The following is a 17,848-nucleotide window of genomic DNA, read 5'->3' as shown; positions in this document are numbered from 1 at the left end:
TAAAGAGGCTGTCCAAAAAGGTCAGCCTCTTTTTTTTTGTTTTGAGACTGCGTATAGTTATGCAGCAATTTTATACTTTTGGATTTTCATATACTTATGGAAAAGATGCATATGTTGTTTGCATTTAAGTGTATTTAGCCAATTTTTACGGTTAAGTTTTCTGTTTTTCACTAATTTTCTAAGATTATGTGCCAATGCCATTAATCCAAATTCAATATTTACTTTTTCAAGTCCTTTTAGAGTAAATCTTGAAAATTTATTATTGCTTTTTAATTGCCCGAATACAGCTTCTACTTCTATAGGCCGTTTACTTCTGTGGTAATGCCCTTTTTCAGATATCAGCCTTTGTCTGGCTTTCATTCTGTGATGGTTCAGATTATAATTCACTTCGATTAATCGATTATCCTGGCTTTGATGGCAGCTTTCTCTAAGAGGACAACCCTGACATCTGAAAGCCTGATAATAATGTACCTGAGATTCATATCCGTTACTGCTGATTCTTTTGCCTTTACCGATAAAGTTCATTTGCTGTCCGCAGGGACATACATAGAAGTTATTTTCCTCATTATAATATAAGTTCTGTACAGCAAACGCATTGTTCTTCTCACTGCGCTTCTGTTCTTTATGAAAATTATTATATTTTACATAGCCCTCTATAGCTTTTTCTGCCATCATTTCGTAATTCTCTTCACTTCCATATCCGGCATCTGCTACTACCTCTTTACTTTGTTTGTGATACTGATTTTCAAAGCTGTTAAGATGATCCTTCAATGTAGTGGTATCTCCAGGAGTCTGATGAATGCTGTAATGGGTGATAAACTGGTTTTCAGTACTGATCTGTGCATTATAGGCTGGCTTAAGCTGCCCATTTTTCATATGGTCGTCTTTGAGCCGCATGAAGCAGGCGTCGGGATCTGTCTTACTATAACTGTTGCGGCCTGAGAGTATTTTTAATTGATCTTCATACTTCTGTAATCTGGGCAGGTCCTGATGCTGAAGCTTTTTAATGAGCTTCTTACCGGTTTTATTGTCCTGTGCCACAGAGTGATTAAGTTCTGCTATTTTATCCTGAAGCTCTCTGCTGTCAATAGATTTTGGAAGGGTCTTTTCATGGGATTCATAACGCTCTTCTTTGATTTGGGATTCAATATCTTCAAGTACGGAATGAATTTGAGCTTCCAGTTTTAATTTATTCTTTTCTACAGATTTTTTCCATACAAAGCTGTATCGGTTGGCAGATGATTCTATTTTTGTACCATCTATATATTGAACATTTAAACTTACGTAACCTAAATTCTGCAAAACAACGGTAACATCTGCAAAAAGACGGTGAATATGGTTTTTAAGCCGTTTGCTCCTAAAGTAATTGATGGTTCTGTAATCAGGCTTACTGTTGCCGGAAAGCCACATGAAATGAATATTTTCTCCAAGTGCCTTTTCTATTTTACGGCATGAATAAATATTGTTGAAATAGGCATAGAATAAAACTTTGATCATCATCCGGGGGTGAAAACTTGTCGTTCCACCGCCTTTATATTCACTTATAATATGATCGATATTCAAGTTATCCACTAATTCATTGATAAGACGTACCGGATCATTAGCACCTATCTTATCAAAAATATCTTCAGGAAATAAGCTGGGAGTATTGGTGGGTAAAGATTTAAACCGTACTTTCATATCAATGTTTGTTTGGGTGCACCTTAAAGATAAATCTTAAAGGACAAACAACAAAAAAATCCCCGAAACTTTTTAAGTAACGGGGATATTTTTTTTGACTTTTTAGACAGCCTCTTTTGTATTTTCATCTACTTTTTTTGTTGTATATAATATAACAGATCAAAAGACTGACATTTACCAGAACTGCAAATGCATTTGATATAATAATAGGAAGTTCGTCTTTTTCAAAACCATACCATACCCATAAAGAGAGCCCTGAAATCAGAACCAGAAGCATGAGTAAAGAAATATCTTCTACATTCTTTTCTCTGATTACCTTTATAAGTTGTGGAATCATTGAAACGGAAGTAAGAACTCCGGCCACTATACCTAATATATTTTCATTCATACATTTTCACCTTGAATATCAATACTAAGATACACTATTGAAATCTCTTCCATGAAACTTCTTCATGCAATGGAATATCTTCTTCCATAAAACGGAAAAGATCTCTTGAAAAATAGCACCCATTAAGAATCCCACGGGCTCCAAGTCCATTAAAAACATAAAGATTACTAAACGTATCGTGCCTTCCGATGATAGGTCTTCTGTCTTTTACGGTTGGACGAAATCCAAAATGTACTTCTTCTACTTCAAAATCATAAGGATAAAACTCTGAAAGTCCTTTCACCAGTTGGGCAACTGCTGATTCATCAATATGATGGTGAAGCTGCTCTCTGTCATAAGTTCCTCCATAAAAATATAATCCGTTTCCGGTTGGAAATAAAAAGTGTTTCTTTTTAATGGTTATGTTTTCCGGAATCGGTTGAGAAAGTTTTACTTTTATGTGGTGACCTTTGTTCGGGTTTACTGTAATTTCTGAAAAGTATGGATTATCCTTCACACCCATTCCTTCACAGAAGATTATATTTTTGAAAATAAAATCTTTATATATGGATTCAGATGGATTCAATTTTGAATAATCGAATTTTTCTTTTACCAGATGATCGTTTTTTTCAAAATAATTGAATAAACCACTGAAAAATCCATTAACATTAAGTCTTGCAGACTGATTCACCTTTCCGGTAAGAAAATCGTTTTTTACTACACTTAAACGATCGAAATTTTGATCAAGAAAATGTGATAATTCTTCATTTGCCGATTTTTTCAACCATAAATTCTGTTCATTCTCATCATGGAAAATTCTGTGAATGGGAGCATTGATCAAATAATTTTCTCCTGTATATGATTCTATTTCTTTAAGACTGTCTTTAAGAAAATCTATTTGCTCCTGTGCTTTCCAGAATGTGGTAAACTTCTTTAGAACAACAGGATTGATAATTCCTGCTGAAACCTGAGAAGCACTTTTTCTTCCTTCCGTAAAGATCACAAAAGACTTGTTATTTTTAATGAGCTGATGAGCTAAGAAAAGCCCTGCATATCCGTCTCCAACGATAATATAATCTACATTTTTCATAATAAAAAAAACCTGAGTAAAAATACTCAGGTTTTCTATAAATATCAAGTGAAATCTAGTAATTCCACATATCATTTTCCATGTCAAGAATCTGTGCTTTGATTCTGTCACTTTCTTCAAGCTGCTCGTCAGCATTTTTAGGAATATAGTCCTTAATAGTACCATCTCCTAAACCGTTTGAAGACTTATAAATAATAGAAGAGAATCTTCTTGCATTGATAACATCATCGAAAGATAAGTCAGCAGAAGAATTTTTTCTATTGAAAACATAATTGTTTGCTAAGATATCACGAGCACTTGGGTAATAAATCCAGAACAAATCAATCAATTCATCAGCACCTGCCAAAGGCTGGCCATCAGGACCAATTCTTCCTACAGATGTTGGATCCGGCCCCATAGCAGCGATGCCAAGAGGTCTGTACTTCATCTGACCGTCTCTCTTATCGATAAACCACATACCCATTACTTTAAGAACTTTTACTTTATCAGTAGTTGTTCTGATGATATCTGTTAATCTTTTCTTTTCGTCCTCTGTAAGTGTTCTTCCAGAGTTAAGGATATCGATAGCTTCTTCGTCAAGTCTTACACTTTCCAATCTTTTCTGAATAGCTTCAGGTGAAAGTCTTGTAACGAAGTTTTCGTCATCATAAACTTCCTTGATATCCCCCTTAAGGGCGCCATCAAGTAATAATTGATATAATGATCTTGTAGAACTTGAAAGAAGACCATCCGGATTGTCATAATAAAACGGCTGGTTGATCTTATCATTCATATCAATGATTTCCCAAACAAACATACTTTTGTAAATATCCTTGTCATCAACGAAACCATATTCAAGAGGCTTTACTTTATTGCTGATAACAGTATCCCCTGCTTTTCTCATTGATTCAGCCCTCATTTGTCTGAATTCTTCAGGAGAAGCAGCATTCAGAATAGTTTGGGAAAAAGCGAATCCCGAAACTAAAACTAAAAGGGTGCTAATATATTTTTTCATAATATGATTTTACAAATTAACCTTATTGAACATTAATAATTACAGGTGAAATCTCCTTAAGCCTTTGGTTTCCTAGCCCTGTAGCAGTAGCCTGAATATCATAGATCTGAACTACGTCACCAGGTCTAAGATTTCTAAGCATACCTTCAGCTCCTGATAATGAACTTCCTTGAATCAGAGTACCTGCTTTTCCTGGAAGCTTAATAATAAAGCTATTAACAGTGAATGAAACAGGGAAATCAAAGTCAGGTAAAGTAGCAGAAACAATCTGGTTAGGTATAGAACCTGCCGGCATAAAGTTTACAGCTTTACCTCTGATCTGACCTTGTGGTCTAGGGATATTCTTAATTCTATATTCAAATACCTGAGAAACTGTTTTACCATAAGGGTCAGTTCCTGATAATGTTAACTTAACTACATTTCCTGTAGTAGGAGTTACATCCCATTTACCTGGACCTTTACCTTTCACAGTAGCTCCTGCAGCAGATAATGAAAGTTTAGAATTGTCAGCACCTAAGATTGATCCTGAAACAGGGTTCTCAAGTCCTCTATACATTACATTCATTTTATCCGCAGAAAGTAATAATCCTTTTTCAAGTTTTACTTCTCTTGGTCCAGCGATTACATTATAAGTATGTGTCCAAGGGAAAGACTGTGGTTTCCCTGAAGCATCTGTCAATGTAATTGTACCTCCTAATTTATGTTCACCTATTCCAGAACCTGAAATAGCGATAGAACCTTTACCGTTTTCTACTTTACTTACTCCAGAAATGCTGATCTTATTACTATTAGAATAAGTACCTAACATTACTTTTACTTCAGCCTGTTTTCCTGCCTGGATATCAACCGGACCTGAAACAATAGGCTCGTAGCTTGAGAATTTAATATTCGCATCTACTTTTTCCTGAAGTAATAGTGCCAATGCATCAGACTGAACGTTTCTGGCATCATTTTGGATAATTTCCAAATTAGATATTGCAGCAATTAACGGCTGATGATAAAATTTATTCTGGAACCAAGTCTTTTCATTTGGAGATGTTCCTTTCGGATACTCCGCAATAAGAGACTTGTTAGCTCTTGCAACTAAATCCTGTAACTGAGCATTGCTTCCAAAAGTAGCATTGATGTAGTTTCTTACGTCATCAATTTTAGCTTTCAGATCTAATGCATTCTTTGATGGAGTATTTTCATCTCCTTCCTTGAAGAAATATTCAGTAGTCGCTTCGTTATTGTTAAGTGCAGCAAAGTTTTCACTTACGTCAATATCTTTCCCGTCCTTATCTTTATCGTGAAACTCAGATTGTTTTTTCAACAAATCTTTAACATCCTGAGCAGATTTCACCAATGCATCAATTTTGGTTTTCAATACTTTGTACTGAGCCCAAGGTTGTGCGTAGGTATCCGGAACTTGCTGAGCCTTAGCTTCCAACGTTCTTTCAAAGATCTTCTCGTTCTTTTTTTCTGTTAAAGTTCTGGTTTCATTTAATGCTCTGGTAGAGTCATAGTATGATCTGATGATTTCTGCATCAATATTTAGGGCCATCATCGCGATGAACACCAAATACATTAGGTTGATCATCTTCTGACGAGGGGTCTGTTTTCCTTGTGCCATTCTCTTTTCTTGGTTTTTTTGATTAAGTAGTTAAATTTAGAAATGGTTAGGAATTAAGACTTCATAGCAGTTAGCATACCACCATAAACTCTATTTAAGTTATTAAGATTAGATGTTAAACCTTGTAGCTCTTGGTTGAATTTCTCAGATTGCTCTGCAGATTTCTGCATATCTGCAACATACTTGTTCGCAAATTCAGATTGTCTCTTACCGCTTTCAAGTTGCATTGCATAAAGAGCATTCATGCTTTCCATGTGCTGAGCTGCTTTATTTAATTGGTCGTTATATTTATGAGTAGAAGCAGATACGTCTACAGTTTGATTGATCTGATCAACAGAGTTTGAGAATTTATCAATTCCTGTTCTTAATCTTTCAAATAATTGAACGTCTAGTCTGGCATCTTGAAGCATTTTATCCAATTTGTTAGAAAGAGAGTTTTCTAATTCTGCAAATTGAGCGCTTGTATTTTTTGTTGTTACATTAGAGTGTAAAGGATTTGGATTAGCATGCTTATCTAATAACTCAGGATAAACATTTTCCCAGGCATAAGACTCTTCAGTTTTTGGAGGGTCAAATGCAAAGATGATAAAGATAATCGCCTCAGTAATAAGTCCTACGGTAAGAGCGATGTTACCGTTAATAGGTCCCAAGGTAATGTGAGTAATTTTAAGCCAAGCTCCAAGAATTACAATTGCAGCACCGAATGAATAAAAGAAATTCATCCAAGCATCTTTAGTCTTAAACATATTGAGTTAGTTTTTTTAATGTTAAATAAAATTGTTATTGAAAATAATTGTCTGATTAGTTATCTGTTAACTCTTCTTGGTTTAACTGCTGCTTCAGGAATATCCTGTACAGTTCTGAATCCGATATAGCTTCTTGCGGAATCTTTTCTTTCCCAATCTCTAGCACCTGTCATTAGTGCATATCCTATATCTTTCCAAGATCCACCTCTTACAGATTTCTTCGTATCCAACTTATCTTTAGTAGAAGGATTTAATGTAGAAGTGAACCCAGCTGAAGAGTTGTTAAACGAAGATAGTGTCCATTCAGAAACGTTTCCAGCCATATCAAATAACCCAAACCCATTTTTCTTAAATTTCTTAACTGGAGCTGTATATGTATAAGTACCTTTTTTCTCGTCTTCCATATAGTTACCTCTTTTCGGCTTAAAGTTAGCCAGATAGCAACCTCTGTCGTCCATTAAATACGGACCACCCCAAGGGTAAGTAGCATTCTGCATACCTCCTCTTGCAGCATATTCCCATTCAGTTTCTGTTGGAAGACGGAACTCTAATGGTCTTTGTTTTTTTCTTTTTAAACTTTCGTTGTAATCTGTTTTCAATTTAGATCTGAAGTTACAATAAGCCCTTGCCTGATCCCAGGTAACCCCAACAACAGGATAGTCTTTGTAAGCTTTGTGCCAGAAATACTGTTCAAACAATGGCTCATTGTAAGCAAAGTGGAAATCTTTTACCCAAACTGTAGTATCAGGATAGATCGCGATGCTTTCACTTTTCAGGTAATTAGCTCCTCTTTCGTTATCTGCAACTGCAGCGTCCATATCTCCCCAACGGTAAGTATATTTCAGCTTACTTACATCTAAAATTCTTTCGTTTCCGATTCTTGAAGAAGAAGGTAGATACAGAGATTCTAAAACTTCTGCGTATTCTACATCCGGATATTTTGATGTGCTCCAGTGTAAAGGGATTTTCCAATCTAATCTTTTGCTGGCATCATAGCTTCCGTCTTCTCGGCCACCCTGGCCTTCCATATATTCTTGATAAGGTGTTAAATTTTCTTCTTTTTTAGCAAGATATGCATAATCTCCTATTGCTGCTCCTTTACGTCCGCCTTCATCACCACCTTCTCCGGCAGCTTCAGCAAGTAAAGTTCTCGCGATAGAGTCTCTTACATAATTGATAAATACTCTGTACTCCGAGTTGGTAGTTTCTGCTTCATCCATGAAGAAAGAAGAAACAGTAACAGTCTTCAATGCTGCTTTTTCAGGAGTATTTGTTGGATCCTGGTCTGCTAAACCAGCAACAAATGAACCTGCAGGAATTGCAACCATTCCGTATGGTCTTTCCGCAACAAATGATTTAGTTTTTTCTCTTGGTATCAATTCACCTTTTGTTCCTGGCTTCCCTACAGAAGAGCTGCCACCACCTGAACAAGATACCGATGCTACCGACGCAGACAATAATAAAAGAAATATCCTTTTCATGTTAATTTTTATAATTAAGCCGTAAATATATAATTTTTTTAAGAAACTTTTAAGATTTTTTTTGAAATAACGGAAGAAATCTAAATTTATTTTATTTACAACAACTTTTTATTCCACGGTAACAGATTTTGCAAGGTTTCTCGGTTGATCTACGTTGGCTCCTCTATATACTGCTATATAATAAGCAAGCAGTTGCAGAGGTACGGAAGCAACGATTGGAGAGAAACATTCTGAAGTTTCAGGGATTTCGATAACATAATCTGCCATTTCACTCACCTGACGGTCTCCTTTATTAACTACAGCGATAATTTTTCCTTTTCTCGCTTTAATTTCCTGAACGTTACTTACAATTTTATCATAGTGGCCTTTTCTAGGTGCTATAATTACAATTGGCATATTTTCGTCGATCAGAGCAATTGGACCGTGCTTCATTTCTGCAGCCGGGTATCCTTCTGCATGGATGTAAGAAATTTCTTTTAATTTTAAGGCTCCTTCTAAGGCTGCAGGATAATTATATCCTCTTCCTAAGTAAAGGAAATTGGTAGCTTTCACAAAATCTTTTGCAATATTCTGCGTAAGCTCATGAGTGGTATTCAACACTTCTTCGATTTTCTTAGGAATAGCATCAAGCTCAGCAATTAGGCTCATAAATTCAGCGTTTCCTAAGTTTCCGTTGTGTTTTCCTAATTTAAATGCAATTAAAGTAAGAATAGTAAGCTGTGCCGTAAATGCTTTGGTAGAAGCAACCCCGATTTCAGGACCGGCATGGGTATATGAACCAGCGTCTGTAATTCTTGCAATGGAAGAATCCACAACATTACATATACCATATATAAATGCACCTTTTTCTTTTGCTAATTTTAAAGCAGCCATGGTATCAGCTGTTTCTCCAGATTGAGAAATGGCAATCACCACATCTTTATCTGTAATGATCGGGTTTCTGTATCTGAACTCTGATGCATATTCTACTTCCACAGGAATTCTTGCATATTCTTCTATCAGATATTCTCCGATAAGACCTGCGTGCCATGAAGTACCACAAGCAATGATAATAATTCTGTTAGCATTTTTGAATCGCTCAACATGATCCCAGATTCCGGCCATTTTGATTACTCCCTCATCTACAAGAAGTCTACCTCTCATGGTATCGTGTACAGATTTAGGCTGTTCAAAGATTTCTTTAAGCATGAAGTGCTCGTATCCACCTTTCTCGATTTGTTCAAGACTCAACTTAAGTTCCTGGATTTCAGGCTCAATCTTAGAGTTTTCATTGATGGTTCTGATATCTACTCCATTTTCCAGAGAAATTGTTGCCATATGTCCTTCTTCAAGATATATAGCTTCTTTTGTAAATTCTACGAAAGGAGAAGCATCAGATGCAATAAAATATTCTTTATCTCCGATTCCGATTGCTAAAGGAGATCCTAATCTTCCTACAACCAATACTCCAGGATAATCTTCATGAAGTACAGTGATTGCATAGGCACCATATACTTCATTCAATGCATATCTTACTGCAGTTGGGAAGTCGATATCCGGATTAAGATCCATAAAATATTGAATAAGGTTTACCAATACTTCAGTATCTGTTTCTGATTTAAAAGTAAAACCTTTCTCAGTAAGCATTGTTTTAATGGTATCATAGTTTTCAATAATACCATTATGTACAATTGCAATTTTTCCGTTGTTTGACAAGTGCGGGTGGGAATTTCTGTCACTTGGAACTCCGTGGGTAGCCCAACGGGTGTGTCCCATTCCAATTTTAGACGTTCCTTTTAGTCCTTTTGAAATATTCACCAAATCCTCCACTTTACCCTTTGTTTTTTCTACTTCCAGCTTGTTCTCTGGTCCTTCTAAAACAATTCCGGCACTGTCATACCCTCTATATTCCAATCTTCTAAGACCATTAATTACAATTTCATAAGCGTCTTGAAAACCTGTATATCCTACTATTCCGCACATATTTTATTTTGTCTAGTGTTGTTTGTTTATCGTGTTCTATTTTTTCGTACCATAAGTCACCATTAGCTGGATTCTTTTTGGATTCGTATTGGCTTTATCTATACCTGTCAGAATAATTCTGTTCATATCAAATGCTCTTGTCGTATTACGAACTCCTAAAAGGGTTCCTGTAGTACTTGCAGCAAATGTTCCTGCAGTGATTATTAATGGTTTGTTAACGATCGGTTGCTCAGTTCCATCTACGGTTTCTTTTTTCCCTTCAACAAGATCCTTGATTGTTTTTGTGACTACAAAATCATAATAACCAGGCTCAGGTTTATCTTTAAAATAGTACAACCCAAGTCCGCTTGTCAGATCTGAAGTGAATGTTAATTTTGAATAATCAATTTTACCAGCATTTAATGTATTATTTAAAAGGGTAAACCTACGATCTTCGGTAGAACCCGTATTTTTCCATGTTGAAGGATCAAGATAGATTCTGATCTTAGCACTTACAATACCTGCTTTATCTTTGATAAAAATATCCTTAAGTTGTGCAATAGTCTCATCCTTAATTTTTACTACCACAGAAGGACCTCCCATTCCCTGAACAAAAAGCCTTTCATCTCCTTCACTAGAATTACTTGCAGCCAGTGCAGCTGCAGCAGGTGATCCAGATCTGTTGTACTCATACAATCCGATATGAGCATTAGCACTTCCTAGGTTGAAATTAAGTGTTGTTTGTGGTCTTGTGGTTGTTCCGTTGTCTGTCTTATCATATTTGTAATACATGATAAGCTGCAAATCATTAGGAGAGAACTGGTACAGATATCTATCCGTTTCGTCCACCGAAATTTTTATTCCTTTAAAATATCTGATAAAGTTAGCAGCATCCTGAAGTTCAGGTTTTCCTTTTTTATCAAGAATATGAGTCTGGAAGAAATCTGTATTGCTCAATTTCATTCTGAACCCTAAGTTTCCGGTAAATACTACTGAGTTATCTGATTTTTTAGTAATAGATAAGGAGTTCATGTTACCATCAAATACTCCTGAACCTAATAGCTCACCAGTACTTACTGAGGCATTGGAACGTTTTAGAGCATCATTATTTGCATCTAAGAACGTAGTCACTTCATGTACATTGATTTTCATTGATTTTGAAGCACCCCCTATTTTACCGTATTTACGAACAGGGTAAGTTTTTTTCTCAATAGAAACTTCTGTAGCTACCCCGTCTACCGGGAAATCAGTTTTTGCGTATGTATTTGTCTTTAATGAATCGCTGCTTTCAAAGAAGTAAGTATTCGAAGCTGTATTTGCAGGTGGTCTCACTACAAGGACTACAGAATCAACTTTTGGATTCGCGCCGTTGAAGTCGAAATTATCTACCGGCATTCTTAGCTGCGTAACATAAGATGCTCTCTGCATTCCAAACTGGGATTCAGTAAAGGCTCCAAGAACGGCAACATTTGTGGTAGCACCTGATTCGTTCAATCCGCTGATCAATCTTGAAGCATCACTTCTGATTGAATCATTATTGTCGTAATTGTAAGCTATAACAGGATATGCAATTTCATTGCCTTGTGCTGCATCACCATTAAACAGCTGCTCACCAAGAGAATCCGGATCCGGTTCACAGTTATAAAGCAATGCACTTCCAAAAATCGCCAATAGAAGTATGGCGAAGGTCTTTTTAAGATTATGAGTCATTAAAAATGTGTTTTTAATAAAGTTGATTTATAGAATCTACGTCCAGATACTCCGATTTCTGGGTTGCTGTTTCGTTGAAAGCCTTATCCAGGTCTTCATCCAGAAACTCATCCCCTTTTACAACGGCATCTACATAGTTCATACTCTCGATAACAAAACTTTTAATAGTTGGGTTATCTAACGCTTTTAATCCTGAAATATTATCAAACTGTAGCTTTTCATCGATCTTTTTGTCCAAGTCAGCATCTTTCTCATTGTAAAGAGAAAGTACAATTTTTGCGTCTTTGAAATAAGTATCTGATTCGTAGTAAGTTTTAAGATAAATTGGAACAAAAGAAGACATCCATCCATTTAAATGAATAACGTCCGGCACCCAGTTTAGTTTCTTAATGGTTTCAATAACTCCTCTGGCAAAGAAAATAGCTCTTTCGTCATTGTCTTCGAAAGGGTTTCCTTCATCGTCGAAATAATATTGTTTTCTTTTGAAGTATTCTTCATTATCAATAAAGTAAACCTGAAGTCTTTCCCCCGGAAGAGACGCTACTTTAATGATTAGAGGCTGGTCCAGGTCATTGATAATAATATTCATCCCTGAAAGACGGATTACTTCATGAAGTTGGAACTTTCTCTCACTTATTTGTCCAAATCTTGGCATAAAAACTCTTACATCATTGCCTTCTTGGTGCATCTTAAGTGCCATTTTGTTTACCACTGCAGCCATATTTGTATCTTCCTGATATGGATACATCTCTGTAGTAATGTACAGTATTTTTTGATTCGGCATAAACTTTCTATCTAATTTTTGTAAAAATGCTTTAATGTGCAAAATTACAAAAAAACATCCAACATTATTTTAATTAACATTTTTTTACGAAAATTCCCTTTTTCAAATTATTAAAAGTACATATTATTATGCGATATTTTTAGTATTTTTGAAATAGTATTAAAATAAACTATGGAAGTTCTAAAAAACAGAAAAGTCCTTCAGGATTTCATTGAAAGACAGAAAGAAATGGGAAAAAGAATTGGCTTTGCCCCTACTATGGGCGCCCTGCACAATGGCCATCTTTCTCTGTATGAAGAGGCAAGAAAAGAAAATGATCTTGTTATTTCTTCAATTTTTGTAAATCCAACTCAGTTCAACAACCCTGAAGATCTTGAAAAATACCCAAGAGATATTAACAGAGATATACTTATTCTTCAGAATTCAGGCCTTGTAGATGCTGTTTACATCCCGGAGGTAGCAGATATTTACCCTGAAAAAGCTGAAAGCCAATCGTATGATTTTGACGGATTGGAAAATGAAATGGAAGGTAAATCCAGGCCGGGACATTTCAACGGAGTAGGAACTGTTGTAGAAGAGCTTTTCAGACAGGTACAGCCTGATCATGCTTATTTTGGTGAAAAAGATTTTCAGCAGCTTGCTATTATTAAAAAAATGGTGGAGAAAAAACATCTTCCCGTTAAGATATCCGGAGTTCCTATTTACAGGGCAGAAAACGGACTGGCACTAAGTTCAAGAAACCAGAGACTTCATGAAGACCGAAAAGAAGCTTCTAAAATAATTTATGAGACTTTAAAAAAAGTAAACGACTGGTTCAGAACTGTTAGTATTCCGGAAATAAAGGAAAGAGTAGCTGATGTTTTTGACGATCAGCAGGGCATGAAGCTTGAATACTTTCTGATTGCTGATGAAAACACATTACAGGAGACTGATTTTTTCTATAAAGACAGAAGTTTCAGAGCCTTCATCGTAGTTGTAGTAGATGGAGTAAGATTAATTGACAACATGCACCTGGATTAATCTTTATCTATTAAAATATAATATCCCTGGCTATTTCGGCTGGGGATTTTTCATTGAGTGCACAAATAAAAAGACTAGGTTTAGACTTGAGTTGATACAAAAATCAAAGGCCTCCTGAAGGAAGCCTTTGAAACACCAAATCACAAAATATTAATATGAAAAAAATTTACTTTTCAGTAAACTTGTGACCCGGCTGGGATTCGAACCCAGGACCCATACATTAAAAGTGTATTGCTCTACCAGCTGAGCTACCGAGTCGGCCACAATTAAAATGAAATAAATTTCAATATTAATTATAAAATTTTCTTTGCAGTGCCTGCGACTGGACTCGAACCAGCACATCCTTAGGAAACCACCCCCTCAAGATGGCGTGTCTACCAATTTCACCACGCAGGCAATAAAATTACAAATTAAGTAATTATTATTGCTAGTGACCCGGCTGGGATTCGAACCCAGGACCCATACATTAAAAGTGTATTGCTCTACCAGCTGAGCTACCGAGTCGGCCACTTGTATAACAAGTTTTCATTTAAGTAATGTCCCTTGTTTTAAGTGGTGCAAAGATATGACTTTTTTCTTTATCTCAAAACTTTTTCGCAAATTTGTTAAAAAAAATTTCATGGTAATTTCATTGATCGGATACATGGGAAGTGGCAAATCTCACATTTCCAAAATATTAAGCGAAAAAATAGATTTTAAATTAATTGATCTCGATAAAGAGATTTCCAGAAGAAATAAATTAACCATCCCTGAAATTTTCGAGAAAAAGGGAGAAATTTACTTTAGAAAACTGGAAAGAGAGGCACTTGAAGAGATATTAGCTTCTGAAGAAAATGTGGTTTTAAGCCTTGGTGGAGGAACTCCTGTATATTATAATAATATGGAAATCATTAATCATAACTCCAAGAGTATTTTTTTAAGAACAGGGGTTGGAACATTGGTTGAAAGACTTTCAAAACAAAAAGAAAAAAGGCCATTAATTGCCAATATATCTGATGAAGACCTGCCGGAATTCATTGCCAAACATTTATTTGAAAGGAATCAATTTTACAGCAAAGCACAATTCACTGTAGGGACAGATTCCAGAGAACCGGAAGACATCGTCAACGAAATAATAGAAAAGCTCTATCTCTAGAGCTTTTCTATCTTATTATTAACCTGAGTTCGGGTTAAGTAAAGTAATATTGAAGGCGGGAAGCGAGAAGCTGGAAGAAATAGGATGGAGGTAATTATTTTTAGTTATAAAATTACAGTCGCATCACAAGTAAATACAGAAGTTGTTTCAACTTATCAAAAAATATTGGATATCTATTAAAACCATTAAGAAGGATTTAAGAAATAAAGTATAGTTAAGATGAATCATTCTGATTTTAAGCTTAAAGCGAAGCTCATCTTAATACTCTCAACACCTTAATACATCTTAATGTTTCAATAAACAAAAGTTTAAACAATTTGAAATTGACTCTTAAAAAAGAGAAACAGCCATTGTTGATGCTCTTCATACCTTCCTTCTCCCAGCTCCCAGCTCCCAGCTTCAAAACCATCTCAATCAGGAATTCTTATCCCGAACTCAGGTTATTAATCTTCATCATCAGCTTCACTGCCTGTTTCTCCAAAGAAATCATCCCAGTCTGTAAAATCGGAGTCGATATCGTTTCCTACATAGTCGTCCATCTCTCTTCTGTCTTTTTTGGTAGGCCTTCCCTCTCCTTTATTTCTGTAATAGTCTTGTGACATTTTACGGAGTTTCAACAGTTCGTACTGCTCTTTATCTGTCACATCCTGGATGTGAAGAGGGACCAGCTTGGCACCTATTCGGCTTTTAGGAATCTGAATTACCTTTATTTTATAATCAATTTGATTCTTACGGATTTTAATAGTATCTCCTTCTTTTACCTCTTTAGATGACTTTACGGCAGACGTTCCTATAGAAACTCTATTCTTTTTAATCTCCTCTGCTGCAATACTTCTCGTCTTATAAAAACGAATGCTCCATAAAAATTTATCTATTCTCATAATTTTTTATACTTTTGCCGTTATATTATTTGTAAAGTAATTAAAGTTTTTTGAAATGAAAAAAATATTTTTATATATCCTTGCAGGATCTTTGTGTTTTTCTGCTTGTAAGAAAGATGATGATGTATCAACCTATGTAGAACCGGAAGATATTGCTACGCAAAACACCTATGATGATCAGGCCATTAAGAAATTCATGGATGAGAATTATCTCGATGCACAGGGTAATATAAAAGCTTTCAGTTCTACGGATACTGCAGATGATAACGAAAAGAAATTATCTGAGTTGTCACCTATAACCCTTCCTTCAGGAACAATCTATATTATGAGAAACGGAGCTCAGCCTGTTAATCCTGCCGATGATCAAACGATCAAAGATGATGATGTTATTAAAATCATGGGAAGAGTGTACTCCTATCTGGCTGTTAATTCTGACGGTAACACTTTATTTCAAGCAAAAGCTGCCTTTTTAAATACTATTGACGGAACAGGTGTTCCTGTTATTGACCCTATGTTTTATTACGTAAAGAAATCAATATTAGAGGCTGGTACAACAGATGCTTCAAAAAAAGCAAGTTATTATCAAATTCCTGGTTTCAGAGAAGCTTTGTTGAAATTCAAATCATTCAAAGATCTTCCCAGTGAAACCCCTTATAATTTACAGGGAGTAATCATTGTTCCTTCAAGAGCTGCTTTTGCAAGAAACCCTCATTATCCTTATTTAAATACTTCTTACAGAAATAAATCGTTTGTGTTCAACTTTCAGATTTATGGAAGATCGGACAGACCTAGTGGTGAAAAACAATAATAAGTAAAAAATAAAATATAAACATCCCCCAAATTGTTATTTGGGGGATGTTTATTTATTAGTATCAATTAGAATTACGATCTTGCTTTCTGTTTTACATTTCCTAAAATATCAGGGAAGTATAAATCTGCAAGGTGGTCAAACTCATCACCTCTCATAAACATGGTAGCATCCACTTCTTCATAAGAGCTTCTTCCTGCAGCAGCAATCAGTTCATTGCAGGTATGAAGTGTATTTTTGTGGAAGTGATATACTCTTTCAGCTTTATCCGTCACATCCAGTCCTTTAATCAGCATTTTATCCTGTGTTGCTACTCCTGTAGGACAGTTGTTTGAGTTACATCTCAACGCCTGAATACATCCTAAAGAAAACATAAATCCTCTGGCATTGTTACACATATCTGCACCCATTGCAACTGCTCTCAGAATATCAAGGCTGGTAAGAACTTTACCACTGGCGATCACTCTTAATTTACTTCTCAGATTATAGTTATTAAGCGTTCTGTTCACAAAGATCAACGCAGGTTCTAAAGGCATCCCTACTCCATCGGAAAATTCTGGTGGTGCAGCTCCTGTTCCTCCTTCTGCTCCGTCTATAGTGATAAAATCAGGATAAATTTTCAGAACATTCATCTGTACACAGATATCTTCAAATTCTTTGGTATCACCAATACAAAGTTTAAAGCCAACCGGTTTTCCTCCGGAAAGGTCTCTTAATTGCTGTACAAACCTCAGCAGTCCGGCCGCATCAGAAAAAGCGCTATGTGAGGGTGGTGAAATAACAGTCATTCCCGGTGTTACGTGACGAATTGCTGCAATTTCCGGTGTGTTTTTTACTCCTGGAAGAACTCCTCCATGTCCCGGTTTTGCTCCCTGTGATAATTTAATTTCCACCATTTTCACATTAGGAAGAGTGGAATATTTTGTAAATAATTCAGGATTGAATTTTCCTTCTGCGTCTCGGCATCCGAAATACCCTGTTCCAATCTGCCAGCATAAATCTCCTCCTTCCATATGATAAGACGAAATTCCTCCTTCTCCTGTATTGTGGTAAAAGTTTCCTTTTTTAGCTCCTCTGTTCAGTGAGATCTGTGCTCTGTCGCTCAAAGCTCCGAAACTCATCGCAGAGATATTGAATAAAGAAGCATGATAAGGCTGTGTACACTGCTCTCCTCCTACCCATACTCTCGGAAGTTCTTCTGATGGCGATTTTGCATAAATAGAATGCTTGATCCCTTCGTATTTTCTGTGATTTACTTCCAGCTGTGTACCAAAAGCTACAGTATCACTTAAATTTTTTGCACGTCTGTATACTGCAGAACGCTGGTTTCTTGGAAATGGTTTCCCATCTGTCTCCCTTTCTATAAAGTATTGCTGCATTTCGGGTGAAATACTTTCGAAAAAATACCTGAAGTATCCCAATACAGGAAAGTTCCTCAAAATAGCATGTTTCGATTGGTAAGCATTGTAAACACCCAATGCATAAATGGCGGATAACAGCGTTGGTATCCAATAATGCGCTCTGATCAGTATTGCTATAATCCATGTAGCAACTACTAATACAATTCCCCAAGATAAAAACTTATCTCTCATGAATGTA

15 protein-coding genes and 3 tRNA genes are annotated in these 17,848 nt (G+C 35.9%); 3 read left to right on the top strand and 15 right to left on the bottom strand.

Annotated features, from left to right (window positions below; genetic code table 11):
* Positions 1–57: 57 nt before the first annotated feature.
* From ACKTTZ_RS12960 to ACKTTZ_RS12915, 10 genes are all read right to left on the bottom strand, one after another.
* The gene (locus ACKTTZ_RS12960; protein WP_407845762.1) at positions 58–1,680 is read right to left on the bottom strand and encodes an IS1182 family transposase; all 1,623 of its coding nucleotides are present in this window, start codon (positions 1,678–1,680) and stop codon (positions 58–60) included.
* Positions 1,681–1,804: 124 nt separating this feature from the next.
* Positions 1,805–2,068, bottom strand: a complete 264-nt coding sequence (locus ACKTTZ_RS12955; protein ID WP_407845761.1) for a SemiSWEET transporter — start codon at positions 2,066–2,068, stop codon at positions 1,805–1,807.
* Between the two features lie 34 nt (positions 2,069–2,102).
* Positions 2,103–3,137: an NAD(P)/FAD-dependent oxidoreductase gene (locus ACKTTZ_RS12950; protein WP_407845760.1), complete on the bottom strand. Its 1,035-nt coding sequence runs from the start codon at positions 3,135–3,137 to the stop codon at positions 2,103–2,105.
* A gap of 55 nt (positions 3,138–3,192) precedes the next feature.
* On the bottom strand, positions 3,193–4,131 hold the full coding sequence (gene gldN / locus ACKTTZ_RS12945; RefSeq protein WP_034693716.1) for a gliding motility protein GldN: 939 nt from the start codon (positions 4,129–4,131) through the stop codon (positions 3,193–3,195).
* A gap of 22 nt (positions 4,132–4,153) precedes the next feature.
* Positions 4,154–5,743 carry a GldM family protein gene (locus ACKTTZ_RS12940; protein WP_034693715.1) on the bottom strand — a complete coding sequence of 530 codons (1,590 nt, stop codon included), beginning with the start codon at positions 5,741–5,743 and terminating at the stop codon, positions 4,154–4,156.
* 53 nt (positions 5,744–5,796) lie between these two features.
* A complete protein-coding gene (gene gldL / locus ACKTTZ_RS12935; protein ID WP_034693712.1) occupies positions 5,797–6,489 on the bottom strand; it encodes a gliding motility protein GldL in 693 nt (230 codons plus the stop codon).
* Between the two features lie 59 nt (positions 6,490–6,548).
* Entirely contained in the window at positions 6,549–7,970 is a 1,422-nt protein-coding gene (gene gldK, locus ACKTTZ_RS12930) for a gliding motility lipoprotein GldK (RefSeq protein ID WP_034693708.1), read from the bottom strand.
* A 108-nt stretch (positions 7,971–8,078) separates the two neighbouring features.
* Positions 8,079–9,932 carry a glutamine--fructose-6-phosphate transaminase (isomerizing) gene (gene glmS / locus ACKTTZ_RS12925; protein ID WP_034693705.1) on the bottom strand — a complete coding sequence of 618 codons (1,854 nt, stop codon included), beginning with the start codon at positions 9,930–9,932 and terminating at the stop codon, positions 8,079–8,081.
* A gap of 36 nt (positions 9,933–9,968) precedes the next feature.
* Complete coding sequence (locus tag ACKTTZ_RS12920) at positions 9,969–11,621, bottom strand: DUF4270 family protein (RefSeq protein ID WP_051934259.1); 1,653 nt, start codon at positions 11,619–11,621, stop codon at positions 9,969–9,971.
* A 13-nt stretch (positions 11,622–11,634) separates the two neighbouring features.
* Complete coding sequence (locus ACKTTZ_RS12915) at positions 11,635–12,405, bottom strand: glycogen/starch synthase (RefSeq protein ID WP_034693703.1); 771 nt, start codon at positions 12,403–12,405, stop codon at positions 11,635–11,637.
* A 171-nt stretch (positions 12,406–12,576) separates the two neighbouring features.
* Here ACKTTZ_RS12915 and panC point away from each other — a divergent pair, with 171 nt between their 5' ends.
* Positions 12,577–13,425: a pantoate--beta-alanine ligase gene (gene panC / locus ACKTTZ_RS12910; protein WP_034693700.1), complete on the top strand. Its 849-nt coding sequence runs from the start codon at positions 12,577–12,579 to the stop codon at positions 13,423–13,425.
* Positions 13,426–13,610: 185 nt separating this feature from the next.
* Here panC and ACKTTZ_RS12905 read toward each other — a convergent pair.
* From ACKTTZ_RS12905 to ACKTTZ_RS12895, 3 genes are all read right to left on the bottom strand, one after another.
* Positions 13,611–13,683 (bottom strand) — tRNA-Lys (locus ACKTTZ_RS12905).
* 55 nt (positions 13,684–13,738) lie between these two features.
* A tRNA-Leu gene (locus tag ACKTTZ_RS12900) sits at positions 13,739–13,821 on the bottom strand.
* Positions 13,822–13,856: 35 nt separating this feature from the next.
* A tRNA-Lys gene (locus ACKTTZ_RS12895) sits at positions 13,857–13,929 on the bottom strand.
* 115 nt (positions 13,930–14,044) lie between these two features.
* On the opposite strand from ACKTTZ_RS12895, the gene ACKTTZ_RS12890 reads away from it, so the two are divergent.
* Positions 14,045–14,560: a shikimate kinase gene (locus tag ACKTTZ_RS12890; RefSeq protein ID WP_034693808.1), complete on the top strand. Its 516-nt coding sequence runs from the start codon at positions 14,045–14,047 to the stop codon at positions 14,558–14,560.
* 443 nt (positions 14,561–15,003) lie between these two features.
* On the opposite strand, the gene ACKTTZ_RS12885 is transcribed toward ACKTTZ_RS12890, so the two are convergent.
* Complete coding sequence (locus ACKTTZ_RS12885; RefSeq protein ID WP_034693697.1) at positions 15,004–15,441, bottom strand: RNA-binding S4 domain-containing protein; 438 nt, start codon at positions 15,439–15,441, stop codon at positions 15,004–15,006.
* A 55-nt stretch (positions 15,442–15,496) separates the two neighbouring features.
* Between ACKTTZ_RS12885 and ACKTTZ_RS12880 the strand changes: the two genes are divergently transcribed.
* Positions 15,497–16,249, top strand: coding sequence for a hypothetical protein (locus ACKTTZ_RS12880; protein WP_034693695.1), 753 nt, complete (start codon positions 15,497–15,499; stop codon positions 16,247–16,249).
* 74 nt (positions 16,250–16,323) lie between these two features.
* Here ACKTTZ_RS12880 and ACKTTZ_RS12875 read toward each other — a convergent pair whose 3' ends face one another.
* Positions 16,324–17,841, bottom strand: a complete 1,518-nt coding sequence (locus ACKTTZ_RS12875) for an FMN-binding glutamate synthase family protein (protein ID WP_034693692.1) — start codon at positions 17,839–17,841, stop codon at positions 16,324–16,326.
* Positions 17,842–17,848: the final 7 nt, after the last annotated feature.

The sequence above is a fragment of the Chryseobacterium sp. KCF3-3 genome, from assembly GCF_045865955.1.
Classification (GTDB): Bacteria; Bacteroidota; Bacteroidia; order Flavobacteriales; family Weeksellaceae; genus Chryseobacterium.
Note: the sequence above shows the minus strand (reverse complement) of the source record. Positions and strands in the feature narration are given on the sequence as shown.